Annotated in this window: 17 protein-coding genes; 10 read left to right on the top strand and 7 right to left on the bottom strand. The window is 59.7% G+C overall.

The window, feature by feature from the left end; all coding sequences use genetic code 11:
* Positions 1-21: 21 nt before the first annotated feature.
* The 3 genes from ACR0C9_RS16435 to ACR0C9_RS16445 form a co-directional block, all read right to left on the bottom strand.
* Positions 22-504 carry a fasciclin domain-containing protein gene (locus ACR0C9_RS16435; protein WP_480781473.1) on the bottom strand — a complete coding sequence of 161 codons (483 nt, stop codon included), beginning with the start codon at positions 502-504 and terminating at the stop codon, positions 22-24.
* Positions 505-673: 169 nt separating this feature from the next.
* Entirely contained in the window at positions 674-1,213 is a 540-nt protein-coding gene (locus ACR0C9_RS16440) for an adenine phosphoribosyltransferase (RefSeq protein ID WP_170454211.1), read from the bottom strand.
* A gap of 82 nt (positions 1,214-1,295) precedes the next feature.
* On the bottom strand, positions 1,296-1,430 hold the full coding sequence (locus ACR0C9_RS16445; RefSeq protein ID WP_480580288.1) for a hypothetical protein: 135 nt from the start codon (positions 1,428-1,430) through the stop codon (positions 1,296-1,298).
* A gap of 107 nt (positions 1,431-1,537) precedes the next feature.
* On the opposite strand from ACR0C9_RS16445, the gene ACR0C9_RS16450 reads away from it, so the two are divergent.
* A complete protein-coding gene (locus ACR0C9_RS16450; RefSeq protein ID WP_170520607.1) occupies positions 1,538-1,711 on the top strand; it encodes a hypothetical protein in 174 nt (57 codons plus the stop codon).
* 1 nt (position 1,712) lies between these two features.
* On the opposite strand, the gene ACR0C9_RS16455 is transcribed toward ACR0C9_RS16450, so the two are convergent.
* The gene (locus ACR0C9_RS16455; protein WP_480781474.1) at positions 1,713-2,342 is read right to left on the bottom strand and encodes a LysE family translocator; all 630 of its coding nucleotides are present in this window, start codon (positions 2,340-2,342) and stop codon (positions 1,713-1,715) included.
* A gap of 170 nt (positions 2,343-2,512) precedes the next feature.
* Here ACR0C9_RS16455 and ACR0C9_RS16460 point away from each other — a divergent pair, with 170 nt between their 5' ends.
* A complete protein-coding gene (locus ACR0C9_RS16460; protein ID WP_480781475.1) occupies positions 2,513-3,376 on the top strand; it encodes an alpha/beta hydrolase in 864 nt (287 codons plus the stop codon).
* Positions 3,377-3,381: 5 nt separating this feature from the next.
* On the opposite strand, the gene ACR0C9_RS16465 is transcribed toward ACR0C9_RS16460, so the two are convergent.
* Positions 3,382-4,254, bottom strand: coding sequence for an S-methyl-5'-thioadenosine phosphorylase (locus tag ACR0C9_RS16465; protein ID WP_170454205.1), 873 nt, complete (start codon positions 4,252-4,254; stop codon positions 3,382-3,384).
* A gap of 215 nt (positions 4,255-4,469) precedes the next feature.
* Between ACR0C9_RS16465 and ACR0C9_RS16470 the strand changes: the two genes are divergently transcribed.
* Positions 4,470-6,104, top strand: a complete 1,635-nt coding sequence (locus ACR0C9_RS16470) for a SulP family inorganic anion transporter (RefSeq protein WP_170454204.1) — start codon at positions 4,470-4,472, stop codon at positions 6,102-6,104.
* Between the two features lie 134 nt (positions 6,105-6,238).
* Here ACR0C9_RS16470 and ACR0C9_RS16475 read toward each other — a convergent pair whose 3' ends face one another.
* Entirely contained in the window at positions 6,239-6,844 is a 606-nt protein-coding gene (locus ACR0C9_RS16475) for a flavin reductase family protein (protein WP_170454202.1), read from the bottom strand.
* Between the two features lie 72 nt (positions 6,845-6,916).
* Between ACR0C9_RS16475 and ACR0C9_RS16480 the strand changes: the two genes are divergently transcribed.
* The 5 genes from ACR0C9_RS16480 (at position 6,917) to ACR0C9_RS16500 (ending at position 9,968) form a co-directional block, all read left to right on the top strand.
* Complete coding sequence (locus ACR0C9_RS16480; RefSeq protein ID WP_170454200.1) at positions 6,917-7,411, top strand: GNAT family N-acetyltransferase; 495 nt, start codon at positions 6,917-6,919, stop codon at positions 7,409-7,411.
* A 53-nt stretch (positions 7,412-7,464) separates the two neighbouring features.
* A complete protein-coding gene (locus ACR0C9_RS16485; RefSeq protein WP_480781476.1) occupies positions 7,465-8,208 on the top strand; it encodes an EcsC family protein in 744 nt (247 codons plus the stop codon).
* Between the two features lie 129 nt (positions 8,209-8,337).
* Entirely contained in the window at positions 8,338-8,799 is a 462-nt protein-coding gene (locus ACR0C9_RS16490; RefSeq protein WP_170454575.1) for an NUDIX hydrolase, read from the top strand.
* Positions 8,800-8,870: 71 nt separating this feature from the next.
* Positions 8,871-9,326, top strand: coding sequence for a DUF1178 family protein (locus ACR0C9_RS16495; RefSeq protein WP_170454195.1), 456 nt, complete (start codon positions 8,871-8,873; stop codon positions 9,324-9,326).
* Positions 9,327-9,329: 3 nt separating this feature from the next.
* Positions 9,330-9,968 (top strand): SDR family NAD(P)-dependent oxidoreductase, encoded by a 639-nt coding sequence (locus ACR0C9_RS16500; protein ID WP_170623707.1) that lies wholly within the window; start codon positions 9,330-9,332, stop codon positions 9,966-9,968.
* Here ACR0C9_RS16500 and ACR0C9_RS16505 read toward each other — a convergent pair.
* Entirely contained in the window at positions 9,962-10,318 is a 357-nt protein-coding gene (locus ACR0C9_RS16505) for a hypothetical protein (RefSeq protein ID WP_170454191.1), read from the bottom strand. The genes ACR0C9_RS16500 and ACR0C9_RS16505 overlap by 7 nt on opposite strands.
* 165 nt (positions 10,319-10,483) lie before the next feature.
* Here ACR0C9_RS16505 and ACR0C9_RS16510 point away from each other — a divergent pair, with 165 nt between their 5' ends.
* Together ACR0C9_RS16510 and ptsP are read left to right on the top strand one after the other, a co-directional pair.
* Positions 10,484-11,722, top strand: coding sequence for an aspartate kinase (locus tag ACR0C9_RS16510; RefSeq protein WP_170454189.1), 1,239 nt, complete (start codon positions 10,484-10,486; stop codon positions 11,720-11,722).
* A gap of 46 nt (positions 11,723-11,768) precedes the next feature.
* The gene (gene ptsP, locus ACR0C9_RS16515) at positions 11,769-14,012 is read left to right on the top strand and encodes a phosphoenolpyruvate--protein phosphotransferase (protein ID WP_170454187.1); all 2,244 of its coding nucleotides are present in this window, start codon (positions 11,769-11,771) and stop codon (positions 14,010-14,012) included.
* Positions 14,013-14,075 lie beyond the last annotated feature (63 nt).

A 14,075-nucleotide genomic window follows, 5' to 3' on the forward strand; every position in this document is an offset into this window, starting at 1 on the left:
CCGGGCCGTGAAGAATAGTGCTTAGGACGCAGGCAGGATCACCTTGTCGATGACGTGGATCACGCCGTTGCTTGTCTCGATATCGGCCTGAACAACGTTGGCGTCATTCACCATCACGCCCGAGTCCAGATCGATGGTGATGTCACCACCCTGAACGGTCGCAGCGGTCATGTCGTCGGACAGATCGCCCGACATCACCTTGCCCGGCACGACATGGTAGGTCAGAACCGCCACAAGCTGATCTTTGTTTTCCGGCTTCAGCAGGTCCGCAACCGTGCCCTCGGGCAGCGCTGCAAAGGCTTCATCGGTCGGGGCAAACACGGTGAACGGGCCCTCACCCTTCAGCGTATCCACCAGCTCGGCAGCCTGAACAGCTGCAACAAGGGTTTCAAAGCTCCCGGCGGCGACGGCGGTGTCGACAATGTCTTTGCCGTGGCCATCGGCCATGGCGGATGTGTTCAGAAGGATCGAAGCAACACTGACGGCGGCGAATTTGCGAAACATAACGTAGTCTCCCTGGTTTGGGATGCTCTCAGCAGCATCAACCGGGATACGCCGGGCGCATGGAACAGATCACATGAAACGCGCAAAGAATTGGCTTGAAAACTGGCGAAGCCGGGCTACGCCCGAGCCTTTTCAGATTTCCACTCAAAAATATGTGATTTTGTTTGGGTCAAAGACCTTCGAATTCGCAAAGGATGTGCACATCCATGCCCATCTCTTCCAGAACCTTGCGGCCGCCAAGTTCGGGCAGGTCGATGATGAAAGCGCAAGAAACGATTTCGCCACCCAGACGTTCGATCAGCTTGATCCCGGCCGCCGCAGTGCCGCCTGTCGCCAGCAGGTCGTCGACCACCAGGATTTTCTCGCCGGGCAGGATGGCGTCATCGTGGATCTCGACAATCGCCTCGCCGTATTCCAGTTTGTAATCTTGACTGATCGTGGTGCCGGGCAGTTTGCCCTTTTTGCGGATCGGCACAAAACCGACGCTAAGCTGGTGCGCGATGGCGCCGCCGAGAATGAACCCGCGCGCTTCCAGACCCACAACCTTGTCGATCCGTTCGCCTGCGTAAGGGTGCAGCATCTGATCGATGGCCATGCGAAACCCGCGAGGATCGGCAAACAGGGTTGTCACATCGCGGAACATGATCCCTTCATGAGGGAAATCGACGATGGTTCGGATGTAGTCTTTGACCGTCTTGTTTCTGGACATGAGGCAACCCTTTGGCGTCAAAACACGCCGGGCTGTTTGGCCCATCAGGGTCAGTCATGCAAGAAAAGAATACCGCCTGCGCCTATTTGCGGCGGTCCGGGGACGCCTTGGGCAAACCGTAGTATCGGTACAGCGCTGCGGGCAACCACGACAGGTGCGGTTTGCGCCAGTTGCGCTGATCTCGCAAAAGAAATGCCTGAGCAGTATGAAGGTTCATTGCCATAATCCTATTTTTGTTGTTATGTGCCCGATATCTACAACCTCTATGCCATGTATATACATTGCATCGCAAAGAGATTCAAGGTTCAGACGGGAAAAAGACGCGTGGCAAAGAAAGACGGTAAGGGTTCCACCAAGAAAAACAGTCAGTTGGTCTTGCGTCTGGACAAAGATGAGCGCGATGCTTTTGTCGAATTGTGCAAAGAGCTCGACACCTCGGCAGCGCGCGAAATCCGCCGCTTTATTCGCGGTTTCATGAAGGAAAACGCCGAGGAATAGGTCAGGCGGGACGGCGCAGTACCGCGGTTGCGATGCCCATTCCGATCAGCGCGATCCCTCCAGCCCGTGTCAGGGCGGTGATTACCCCCGCGCGTCCGATCATCACGCGCAACCGGTCGGCCAACAGCGCATAGGCCAGCGCATTCAGCGCGGCAAGTCCGACGAATGTGGCGATCAGGATAACGAATTGCGGACCCAGAGGCTCGGCAGGGCGCAGGAACTGGGGCACAAAGGCAATGAAGAACGCAATGGATTTGGGGTTCAGCGCGGTCACTGCGGCAGCGTGACCAAAGACGCCTCGGGCGGTTACATCGCGCCCGGTCTCTACCGGGGTCAATCCGCCAAACGGGGCGCTGCGCAGCAGCTTAAGCCCTAACCAGACCAGATAGACCGCTCCGACCCATTTCAGGACGGTGAATAACGTCGCCGAGGCCAGAACCAGCGCGCCCAGCCCCAAAAGCGAGGCCGTCATGGCAATCAGATCACCCAGCGCAACCCCGGTGGCCGAGGCCACGGCGACGCTGCGCCCCTTGGACAGCGCATAGCTGAGGACCAGCAACACTGTTGGTCCAGGGATCAGCAGCAGCGCAGTTGATGCGGCGACAAAGGCCAGCCAGAGTTCGAAAGACATGGTTCACCCGGATTTGTGCAACCCGCAGCAAGCCCATTTGGCGCGCTGGGGTCAAGAGTTTTGCTGTGAGCGCCACAACATTAACCCCAGATTAAGCTTGGCGTATGTTTCTTGAATCTGGCAAACCGGCCCCCAGACTAAGGGCATCACTGCATTCGGCGGAGTCATCGATGAACCGAACTCAAAAAGTAGGGCAGGGCACCGCGCCAAGCGATGCGCCCGGTACGCGTCGTGTGACCCGGCTGTTTGTCACCTTGTTTGCTTTGGTCGCCGTTCTGTATCTGGCCGCTGTCGGATACATGTACGTTAATCAACGCAACTTGCTGTTCAAACCGATGGGGGATTTGCCAGAACCCGGAGCAGTCGGGTTGGCGGATGCGGACGTCATCACATTGCCCATGTCGGATGGAACCGAATTGACCGCATGGTCAGCACCGCCAGCCAGCGAAGATGCGCCAACCGTGTTGTTCTTCCACGGTCAGGGCGGCAATCTGGGCGACCGGGCGGCGCGCCTTCGGGAAATCCTCAACAGCGGCTACGGGCTGCTTGCGCCCAGCTATCGCGGCTATCCCGGCAGCGCAGGTGAGCCATCCGAGGTGGCGTTCGTGTCGGATGGGCTGGAACTGTTCGACTGGCTGAACGATCAGGACAAACCCGTCCTTTTGCATGGCCAAAGCCTGGGCACGGGAGTTGCGGCGGCCGTTGCAGCGCAGCGCCCGACGGCCGAGTTGCTCGTGCTTGAAGCCCCGTTTACCGCAACCGTTGACGTGGCGGATGAGCGTTACCCGTGGCTGCCGGTCAAAGCGTTGATGAAGGACCATTTCGCCACCCGTGACATCATCGCGGATATCGAGGTCCCGACGCTGATCTTCCACGGCTCGGCGGATACGGTTGTTCCTGCCCATCACGGACAGGCTTTGGCGTCACTGGCCGAGGATACGGCCAGCCTGTATCTGATCATCGGTGGAACACATGATGATTTGTGGTCACATGGGCTGTGGCAGGTGGTTCAGGACACGCTACCCCAGCCCTGAGCGCATCAAAGAACGCGTCCAGCCACCGCGTCCAACTTAGACAACAAGACCAGATCGCGCTTTTCCGGGGCCGTAAGGATCGCATATTCCAATGCCCGGTCACATCCGTGCGGGCAGGGCACGCGCACGGCCCCCAGCAAGGATGGCAATCCTTTGACCAACGCCTGTCCCTTTTCGGCATTGCCGGTCAGGGTTGCGATGATGGCGGTGACATCAACCTCGCCATGGTCCGGGTGCCAGCTGTCATAATCGGTGACCATCGCGATGGAGGCATAGCAAAGCTCGGCCTCACGGGCGAGTTTCGCCTCGGGCATGTTGGTCATTCCGATGACATCACAGCCCCATTGCTCGCGATACATCTTGGATTCGGCCAGCGACGAGAATTGTGGCCCCTCCATCGCCAGATAGGTTCCGCCGCGATGGATGTTGATACCTGCAGCCTTACCGGCGGTCTCACACGCATCGCTCAGCCGTGGGCATGTGGGGTGGGCAACGCTGACATGCGCGACGCAGCCGGTGCCAAAGAAGCTTTTCTCGCGCGCAAACGTCCTGTCGATGAACTGATCGACGATCACAAAATCGCCCGGAGCCATATGCTCGCGAAACGATCCACAGGCCGAGACCGAGATCACGTCCGTCACGCCAAGACGTTTCAGCGCATCGATATTGGCGCGATAGGGGACTTCGGTTGGCGAATGCACATGACCACGCCCGTGGCGCGGCAGGAACGCCATCTCGACCCCATCCAACGACCCGGTCAGGATCTGATCGGACGGTGCGCCCCACGGCGTCTCGACCGTGACCCATTGCGCGTTTTGCAGGCCATCGATGTCATAAATACCCGATCCTCCGATCACGGCGATTTTTGTTTGGGTCACGTTCGGCCTCCGTACTGAATTTCTGATACCCGAGTTCTGCGACCCGGCGATCAAATTGGCAAGTGCGGTCAACTGTTTGTGTCTTGTGCACGTGTCCTAAGGGTGAAGTCATGCAAGAAATGCATAGCGGGTTCCCACTTATGTGGTATCTCAGCCCGGGCTTAACCGGTAGAAGGCCCCCTTCGCGCGAACATAACGACCCACAGGACCGTCTCATGCCCCGAGCCATGCTGGCAAGCTTTGCCAACCGTATAGCCAAACCCGATCTGCGTTGGGTTCCGGACGAGGGGCTGACCGTCTCGCGCCTGCGGATCGAGCTGTTGTCGGGTCTGACCGTGGCACTGGCGCTGGTGCCCGAAGCGGTGGCGTTTGCCTTTGTTGCGGGTGTGCACCCGCTGGTCGGCCTGTACGCGGCGTTCTTGGTCGGTCTGATCACGGCTCTGATCGGTGGTCGCCCGGGCATGATTTCGGGCGCAACGGGTGCCTTGGCCGTTGTAATGGTGGCGCTGGTGGCGCAGCACGGGGTGGAATACCTGTTCGCGACCGTGGTTTTGATGGGTATTTTGCAGGTCATCGCCGGTGCCATGCATTGGGGCCGGTTCATTCGCCTTGTGCCGCACCCGGTGATGCTGGGCTTTGTGAACGGTCTGGCCATCGTGATCTTTCTGGCACAGATGGGCCAGTTCAAAGTGCCCGGCTCGATGGAAAACACCGGCCATGGGATGAGCGGGGGCGAGTGGCTCTCGGGCGCGCAGCTGTATACCATGCTGGGCCTTGTGGCGCTGACAATGGCGGTGATCTGGGTGATGCCTCGGATCACGCGCATCATTCCTGCGCCACTGGCCGGTATTCTGGTGGTTGCGGCGCTGGTGATCGGCTTTGGCCTGGACGTGCCGCGCGTCGGCGATCTGGCCTCGATCGAAGGCGGGCTGCCCGCGTTCCACATCCCGATGGTGCCTTTGAACTGGGAAACACTTGAAATCATCCTGCCCTATGCCGTCATTCTGGCTGCCATCGGCCTGATCGAATCCCTGCTGACGCTGAACCTTGTGGGTGAAATCACCGGCAAACGAGGCGGAGCTTCGCAGGAATGTATCGCTCAGGGCGCATCGAACATTGTCACCGGTTTCTTTGGCGGCATGGGTGGTTGCGCGATGATCGGTCAGTCGATGATCAACGTGAAATCCGGTGGCCGAACCCGGATCGCGGGCATCGCGGCCGCCCTGTTCCTGCTGATCTTCATCGTGTTTGCCTCGAAGCTGATCGAGCAAATCCCGCTGGCCGCACTAGTGGGCGTGATGTTCATGGTGGTAATCGGCACCTTCGCCTGGAACTCGTTCAAGATCATGCGCAAGGTCCCTGCCATGGACGCCTTTGTGATCGTTCTGGTGACTGTCGTGACCGTGATGGAAGACCTTGCGGTTGCCGTTGTGGTCGGTGTGATCGTCTCGGCGCTTGCTTATGCCTGGAACAATGCCAAGCGCATCCATGCGGTCACGCGCGACTCCGAAACCGAGAAAGGCGCAAAGGTCTACGAAATCCAGGGCCCGCTGTTTTTTGGCTCGTCAGACGGCTTTGTTGAGTTGTTCGATGTGCCCAACGATCCCGACACGGTGATCGTGGACTTCGCCGAAAGCCGGGTCGTCGATCAGTCCGCCCTGCAGGCCATCGAGAACATTGCCGGTAAATATGAGGCCGCAGGCAAGCGCGTGATGCTGCGCCATCTCAGCCACGACTGCCACAAACTGCTGAACAAGGCGGGCCACCTGATGGTGGATAGCGACGATGACCCGGATTATGGCCTTGCCGTCGACTATTCTGTTCGCACGGGCATTCTGGGCGGGCACTGAGTCTTTATGCGAGGCTCTGCCTCGCGCTCCGAGGTATTTGGGGCCAGATGAATGAAGGATCCCTTGTTTCATCTGGCTGAAAATACCTCGGGGGAGGCGCGCGTAGCGCGGCGGGGGCAGAGCCCCCAACCCCGTCAATCGTCGGGGCGGTTCAGCGAGAATAGCTCGGTGACCACGGAATAATCCCGATACCCAAGCCGGGCCAGCGGTTTGAATGAGGTCACGTCGAATTTCCCGTCGCGGATGTGGTCGTCGTGGAGGTGGATGCCTGTGACCTCGCCGAATACGACCCTGTTGGCTTCGCCCGGCAAGGTGACGATCTTGGTCAGTTTGCATTCCAGTGCTGCTGGCGCGCCAGCGACCCGGGCGCATGGGATGGTTTCGCACTCGACAGGTGTCAAACCGGCATGTGCAAACTCGTCGGTCTCTTTTGACAAACCCGCTGAACTTGCGTTCATTGCGTCCTGATGGGCATGGGCGACGACGTTTACACAAAAAACCTGTGTGGCTTCGATATTCGCAATGCTGTCCTTGCCGCCGTTCTGATCATGCTTGGTGCCGGTGGTTGCAAACATCACCTGTGGCGGCGTGTAGGCGACTCCGTTGAAGAACGAATATGGCGCCAGATTGTTGATCCCATCCGCGTCGCGGGATGAGATCCAGCCGATCGGGCGGGGCGTGATGATGGCATTGAACGGGTTGTGCGGCAGGCCGTGGCCGTCTTCGGGGCGATAGAACATCTGATCTCCAAGCGTTTGCCCAAGGCGTAGCGAAGTGCTAGGGCGATTGCCAGCAAGGAAAAGAGGGCAAGCGTGCAGCAATTCGGGATCAGGCCGGAAGAGCCGGACGATTGGTGGGAGGTCGAGGCCCTCTATGACCTGTGCTTTGCACCGGGGCGCGAGGCGCTGTCGTCCTATCGTCTGCGCGACGATGTCCCTCCGGTTTCCGGGTTATCACTGGTGGCACGGGACGGGCAGGGTATTCTGGCAGGGGCTATTCGGTTCTGGCCGGTCCATGTGGGTGCGGATGATGCGTTGCTGCTGGGGCCAGTGGCGGTGCACCCCACGCATCAGGGTGAAGGATTGGGCGGATACCTGATCCATGCCGGGGTCGAGGCCGGGCAGGCCAAAGGGTGGAAACGGGTCATGTTGGTGGGAGATGCGCCTTATTACGCGCGGTTTGGCTTTGCCCGGTTGAGCGGGGTGGAGATGCCCCCACCGACCAACCCGGACCGAGTTTTGGGTCTGGAATTGCACCCCGATGCGTGGGTCGGTGTGCGCGGCCCCGTTACACGCTGGATGCGCTGAGCTATTGAAACCGCGCTCGTCAGCCCCGATGTTTCCATGACAGGAGGGCACAGATGCAGGACGTGGTTCTTGTCGAAAATGTAGATGCCGAGGCCGAGCTGGACCGGCTGGCGGAACATTACAAATCCGCTGGCGGGGCCGGAGTGAAACTGCTGAACGCGCTGGGCGGATCGGCGGAGTCTCTGCTGGACCAATTGCCCGACCCTGTGCGTCAGGGCCTGACCGGAGCGACGGAACGGGCGCTGTGGTTGGCGATTCATGCGGCACAGGGTTCGCGTCGCGCAATTCCGGATCAGAAACCCTGGGTCAATACCGCTGTGACAACCGCAATGGGGGCAGCGGGCGGAATGGGCGGTCTGTCCACCGCTTTGATGGAACTGCCTGCAACGACTGCGATGCTACTGCGCTCTATTCAGGGGGCGGCGGCGCGGGAAGGCTTTGATCCGGCTGAGGAAAACGTCAAGTTCGATTGCGTTCGGGTTCTGTCGGCGGCTGGACCGCTGTCCTATGATGATGGCTCGGATCTGGGGTTCTTTTCCGTGCGTTTGACGCTGACGGGCCCGGCGATGCAGCGCTTGATTGCTGCTGTGGCACCTCGGCTGTCGATTGTCTTGGGGCAAAAGCTGGCGGCGCAGTCTGTACCGGTGCTGGGCGCCTTGGCCGGAGGCGGCACCAATTACGTCTATACACGCTACTACCAGCAGATCGCTCATGTGCATTTCGGCCTGCGCCGACTGGCCATTGACGCCGATATTCCACATGACGAACTGGTGCGGAAACTGTCGGCCAGAATGTAGGCCAATCCGCCTGTTCCTTGGCTTGAGCGTCATTATGTGGTATCCAGACACGTAAGGGCCGCAAAATAGGATAAAAACCGGCGGTCTGGCAGACAGGCATGACCCTCATGGCGGAAGGGATTGGCAGCGATGAATGCCCGGCTTTCATCCGATCTGTTGCACGGCACCGGAAATCTTCCGGTTTTGCCGCAGGCAGCCGCCTTGTGCTACCGGATCGAGAAAGGGCGGCCTGAAGTTCTTTTGATAACGACGCGCCAAACCCATCGGTGGATCATTCCAAAAGGCTGGCTGATGCAGGGGCTGTCCGAGGCTGAGACCGCCGCGCAGGAAGCCTGGGAAGAAGCCGGTATCATTGGGCGGTGCAGCCCGCAAAAACTGGGGCAATTTCCCTTTGTCAAACTGCGCGCCAGGAAAGGGCCAGCGCTGTGTATGGTGGATGTTTTCCCGCTATACGTAAAATCCGTTGCTCGGAATTTTCCCGAGAAAGGGCAGCGCAGGCGAGAGTGGTTCTCGCCCAAAAAAGCGGCCGCAAAGGTTGCGTCACCTGAACTTGCCGCGATTTTGCGCGACTTTAAGCCTCGGCTGCATTGAAGGGCGGCCAGAGGGGCTTGATATTGCCTTGTCGGTCGGTATCTATTCGGCAATCGATTTTTGGACGGACCATGATTCAATACGCATTGAAATGCCGTGAAGGCCACACTTTCGAAAGTTGGTTTCAGTCAGCGGAAGCGTATGACAAGCTTGCGGCGGCGGGGCTTGTGACATGTGCCGTTTGTGGCAGCGCGCAGGTGGAAAAGGCGATCATGACACCGCGCGTTCGTCCTGCACGCAGCGCCGCGAAACAGCCAGAGGCTCCGGCGCCGGCGCAGAACGATGTCAGCGTGGCAACCCCCGCGCCCGATGTCCAAAAAGTTCTGGCCGAGTTGCGGCGCAAGGTCGAGGAAAACTCGGATTACGTAGGCAAGGATTTTGCCAGCGAGGCGCGGAAAATCCATCTTGGCGAAGCGCCGGATCGGGCGATCTATGGTGAGGCCAAACCGGATGAGGCGAAGGCCCTGATCGAAGATGGTGTACCAGTTGCGCCGCTTCCTTTTGTTCCCAGCAGAAAGACCAACTGAGACATGCATATCCTGATTACCGGGGCCAATCGCGGTATCGGAAAAGCGCTGGCAGATCAGTATCGTAACGACGGCCATCAGGTGACGGGGACGGCGCGGGACGACAGTGCCGAAATGCGTCTGGACGTGTCTGACCCCGCGCACCACAGCGCCATGGCGGACCGTTTGCAGGGACAGCCGGTGGATCTGCTGATCTGCAATGCAGGGGTCTATCTGGACAAGGGGCAGGGCATTGATGGCTACCCGGCCGAGATGTGGGCGCAGAGCTTTGCGACAAATGTGACCGGTGTGTTTCTGACCGTTCAGGCGCTGTTGCCGAACCTGCGTGCGGCGCGGGGTCGGATTGCGATCATTTCATCTCAGATGGCGTCACACACACGTGCGCCGGGCGGTAGCTATATCTACCGGTCTTCCAAAGCCGCTGTGCTGAACCTGGGCCGGAACCTGGCCACCGATCTGCGCTCGGACGGTATTGCGGTTGGAATTTATCACCCCGGCTGGGTCAAGACGGATATGGGCGGATCGGCCGCAGACATCCATTTGGATCAGGCCGTATCCGGCCTGATTGACCGTTTCGACAGCTTGTCGCTGGATACATCGGGGTGTTTTGAAACCTATGACGGGCAGGCGCACGCCTACTGAGTGTTCAGGGCCGCCTTGGGCAGTTCGTAAACCTCACCGGGTTCGATGAAGATCACCAGCAAATCGCCGCGGGTCTCATAGGTGAGTTTCGAGGTTGAGCTGCTGGAATCGGGAATGCCATCGGTGAAATAGATGTTGCGCACCTCGCCATTGCCCAGACCAACGGCAAGTGTTGCGCTGCCATCGTCGCGCCGGCGCAGTTCGGCATTGCAGGTTTTCAGCGGATCTCCGGCGTTTGCGGCGCATGGGATTGTGCCCAATGCGTTCTGACCATCGGTTCCAGCCAGGCTTGTAACCTGAGCCGTGGCGGCAGAGGACAAAAGGGCGAAGGCAGCGGCAAGACGGAGCATGAATAACCTCTTGGAATGATTGCGATGCGCAGGCTGACACCACGCCTGCCCATTGTAAAGCGGCCCTGCGTCGCAGGCAAAGCCTGTTTGCGCCCTTGCCCTTGTTCCCCCCCTCGCATATGAGGCACGGAACCATAAGTCCAAGGCGCGGAGACACCTGCCCCCATGCCCGTACTCGTAATGAAATTCGGTGGCACTTCGGTTGCCAACCTTGACCGCATCCGCCGCGCTGCAAAGCGCGTGGGCGTCGAAGTGGCCAAGGGATACGACGTGATCGTCATCGTCTCGGCCATGTCCGGCAAGACCAATGAGCTTGTGGGTTGGGTCAACGAAACCTCGCCCCTGTTTGACGCGCGCGAATATGATGCCGTGGTGTCCTCGGGCGAGAATGTGACCGCCGGTCTTATGGCGTTGACCCTGCAGGAAATGGACATTCCGGCGCGCAGTTGGCAGGGCTGGCAGGTGCCGCTGCTGACCAACGGGGCGCATTCCGCCGCCCGGATCGAGGAAATTCCGACCGATAACCTGAACCAGAAGTTTGGTGAGGGCATGAAGGTTGCCGTTGTGGCCGGGTTCCAGGGCATCAGCCCGGAAGGCCGTATCACAACGCTGGGTCGCGGTGGGTCGGACACGACCGCTGTGGCCTTCGCCGCCGCGTTTGATGCCGAGCGCTGCGATATCTACACGGATGTGGACGGCGTCTACACGACCGACCCGCGCATCTGCGAAAAGGCGCGCAAGCTGGACCGGATCTCGTTCGAAGAAATGCTGGAACTTGCCTCGCTGGGCGCAAAGGTGCTGCAAACCCGCTCGGTCGAGCTGGCGATGCGCTATAAGGTGAAATTACGCGTTCTCTCAAGCTTTGAGGAACAATCCGACGAGGCCGGTACGCTGGTCTGCGACGAGGAGGATATCATGGAATCCAATGTTGTGGCCGGTGTGGCCTATTCCCGCGACGAAGCCAAGATGACCGTCGTTTCCGTGGCCGACCGCCCCGGTATCGCCTCGATCATCTTCACTGCACTCAGCGATGAGGGCGTGAATGTGGACATGATCGTGCAGAACATCTCGGACGAGGGGCGCACGGACATGACCTTCTCATGCCCGACCGATCAGGTGGCGCGCGCCGAAAAGGCGCTGCTGGCGATCAAGGAAAAGGGCGAGCTGAACTATGCCGAACTGGTTGCGGATAACGATGTCTGCAAGGTCTCGGTCGTGGGAATCGGCATGCGCTCGCAATCGGGTGTGGCGGCCAAGATGTTCAAGGTGCTCTCGGATGAAGGGATCAACATCAAGGTTATTACAACCTCTGAGATTAAAATTTCCGTGCTGGTCGATAGGAAATACATGGAACTTGCGGTTCAGGCACTGCATGATGCCTTTGAACTGGACAAGGCGGCCTAAGCTGATCGGCCAAAGGTTTCGCCTGACACGCTAATTTGGGTGGGCCATGGCGGACGGCACCGAAACAGAATCCCGCAAGCTGCTGGGGCGGCTGCGCGAAGAAATGGCGAGCGAGGCCGCTGGTCAGGAACGTCTTGACCGGATCACGCAACTGATTGCGGACAGCATTCAGCGCGAGGTGTGCTCGATCTATCTGTTCCGGGATGAGGAAACCCTTGAGCTTTGCGCAACCGAAGGTCTGTCGCCCGAGGCGGTTCACAAGACCCGTATGCGGCTGGGCGAAGGTCTGGTGGGGCGCGTCGCCAAATCCGGCAAAGTGGTGAATACGGCCGATGCGCCGTCGGCCAAGGGCTTCCGTTTCATGCCCGAAACCGGCGAGGAGCGGTATTCCTCGTTTGTGGGTGTCCCGGTGCAGCGGCTTGGTCAGAAGCTGGGCGTGCTGGTTGTGCAATCCCGCGAGGCGCGCGAGTTTTCATCCGACGAAGTATATGCGCTGGAAGTTGTCGCCATGGTACTGGCCGAAATGGCCGAGCTTGGCGCCTTTGTCGGCGAGGGCGCGGCCCTGTCGCCGTTGCACCAGCAATCTGTTCTGCTGCGGGGCGGACCAGCGCAGGAAGGGGCGGCGGAAGGCCATGTCTGGCTGCACGAACCCCGCGTGGTGGTCACCAACCCGATTGCCGACGATCCGCATCGCGAGCGTGAGCGTCTGGTCGAAGCGGTCGAAGAACTGCGTGTTGGCGTCGACAAAATGCTCGAGATTTCTCAGGGCGGCGACTCGGATCAGTTGAAGGTGCTGGAAGCCTATCGGATGTTTGCGAACTCCAAAGGCTGGATGCGCCGGATGGAAGAGGACATCGCCCTGGGCCTCAGCGCCGAGGCGGCGGTGGAAAAGGAACAATCGCAGGCCCGTGCCCGTATGGGTCAGGTGACCGACCCGTATCTGCGGGAACGGCTGGCCGATCTGGATGACCTCAGCAACCGGTTGCTGCGCATTCTGACAGGACAGGGCAAAACCGACAGTTCCGACCTGCCGCCCGATCCGATTCTGGTGGCGCGCAACATCGGCCCCGGTGATCTGTTGGAATATGGTCGCTCGCTGAAAGGTATCGTGCTGGAAGAAGGATCTGTCGGCAGTCACGCGACCATTGTGGCGCGGGCCTTGGCGATTCCGTTGGTCGTGCATGTGGGTCGGATCACGACCGAGGCTTTGAACGGCGATCACGTCCTTGTCGATGGCGATCAGGGCGTGGTGCACCTGCGCCCCGAGGACACTGTGGTCAGCGCCTTCCGCGACAAGATCGCGATGCAGGCCAAGGCGCAGGAACGCTATGCCTCGATCCGGGAAACGCCGACTGTCACGCAAGATGGCGCGCGGATAAATCTGGTCATGAACGCGGGGCTGATGGCGGACCTTCCGTCGCTGGACAATTCGGGCGCAGAAGGCGTGGGGCTGTTTCGGACCGAGTTGCAGTTTCTGGTCCGCAACCAGATGCCCAAACGGTCGGAATTGGTCACACAATACAAGCGCGTGCTGGATGCGGCGGGTGACAAGCGTGTGGTGTTCCGCACGCTCGACATCGGCTCGGACAAGGTTCTGCCTTACATGAAGCACGTGGCCGAGCCGAACCCGGCGCTAGGCTGGCGCGCGATCCGCGTTGGGCTGGACAAGCGCGGCGTGATGCGGATGCAGTTGCAGGCGTTGATCCGGGCTGCAAACGGGCGGCCGCTGACGATCATGTTCCCCTTCGTCGCGCAGGCCGATGAATTCCGCGAAGCCCGGTGGGAGGTCAACAAGACCATCGAGCGGGAAAAGCGTCTGGGTCACGTGCTGCCCGAAACGCTGGAAGTGGGCGCGATGCTGGAAACGCCCTCGCTGGGGTTCGCGCCGCAGAAATTCTTTGACGAGGTCGATTTCATCTCGATCGGTGGCAATGACCTGAAGCAGTTTTTCTTTGCTGCCGACCGCGAAAACGAACTGGTCCGCCGCCGCTATGACACGCTGAATGTCAGCTTCCTCAGCTTTATCGAGCGTATCGTCGAACGCTGCGATATCTCGGACACCCCGCTCAGCTTCTGTGGTGAGGATGCCGGGCGTCCGGTCGAGGCGCTGTGTCTTGCGGCCATGGGGATTCGGACCTTGTCGATGCGTCCGGCTTCGATCGGGCCGGTCAAAACCCTTCTTCTGCGCTCGAACCTGCAGGATGTGCGCAAGATCATCGCGGATGCGCGCCACAGGGGTGAGCAATCCGTAAGGCCATCGGTGATGGAGTGGCTGCGCAACCAGCCATAGGTGGAAAACCTGTCGCATTCCGCAAATCCAAGCTTGATTTTTCTTCGCGGCCTTTCTATTGAC

The sequence above is a fragment of the Ruegeria sp. C12 genome (assembly GCF_056537745.1).

Coding starts and splice junctions, on each gene's coding strand:
- ACR0C9_RS16495 (WP_170454195.1), top strand. CDS start 8,871: ATGATTCAATACGCATTGAAATGCCGTGAAGGCCACACTTTCGAAAGT.
- ACR0C9_RS16490 (WP_170454575.1), top strand. CDS start 8,338: ATGAATGCCCGGCTTTCATCCGATCTGTTGCACGGCACCGGAAATCTT.
- ptsP (WP_170454187.1), top strand. CDS start 11,769: ATGGCGGACGGCACCGAAACAGAATCCCGCAAGCTGCTGGGGCGGCTG.
- ACR0C9_RS16460 (WP_480781475.1), top strand. CDS start 2,513: ATGAACCGAACTCAAAAAGTAGGGCAGGGCACCGCGCCAAGCGATGCG.
- ACR0C9_RS16505 (WP_170454191.1), bottom strand. CDS start 10,318: ATGCTCCGTCTTGCCGCTGCCTTCGCCCTTTTGTCCTCTGCCGCCACG.
- ACR0C9_RS16485 (WP_480781476.1), top strand. CDS start 7,465: ATGCAGGACGTGGTTCTTGTCGAAAATGTAGATGCCGAGGCCGAGCTG.
- ACR0C9_RS16510 (WP_170454189.1), top strand. CDS start 10,484: ATGCCCGTACTCGTAATGAAATTCGGTGGCACTTCGGTTGCCAACCTT.
- ACR0C9_RS16500 (WP_170623707.1), top strand. CDS start 9,330: ATGCATATCCTGATTACCGGGGCCAATCGCGGTATCGGAAAAGCGCTG.
- ACR0C9_RS16470 (WP_170454204.1), top strand. CDS start 4,470: ATGCCCCGAGCCATGCTGGCAAGCTTTGCCAACCGTATAGCCAAACCC.
- ACR0C9_RS16445 (WP_480580288.1), bottom strand. CDS start 1,430: ATGAACCTTCATACTGCTCAGGCATTTCTTTTGCGAGATCAGCGCAAC.
- ACR0C9_RS16475 (WP_170454202.1), bottom strand. CDS start 6,844: ATGTTCTATCGCCCCGAAGACGGCCACGGCCTGCCGCACAACCCGTTC.
- ACR0C9_RS16455 (WP_480781474.1), bottom strand. CDS start 2,342: ATGTCTTTCGAACTCTGGCTGGCCTTTGTCGCCGCATCAACTGCGCTG.
- ACR0C9_RS16435 (WP_480781473.1), bottom strand. CDS start 504: ATGTTTCGCAAATTCGCCGCCGTCAGTGTTGCTTCGATCCTTCTGAAC.
- ACR0C9_RS16440 (WP_170454211.1), bottom strand. CDS start 1,213: ATGTCCAGAAACAAGACGGTCAAAGACTACATCCGAACCATCGTCGAT.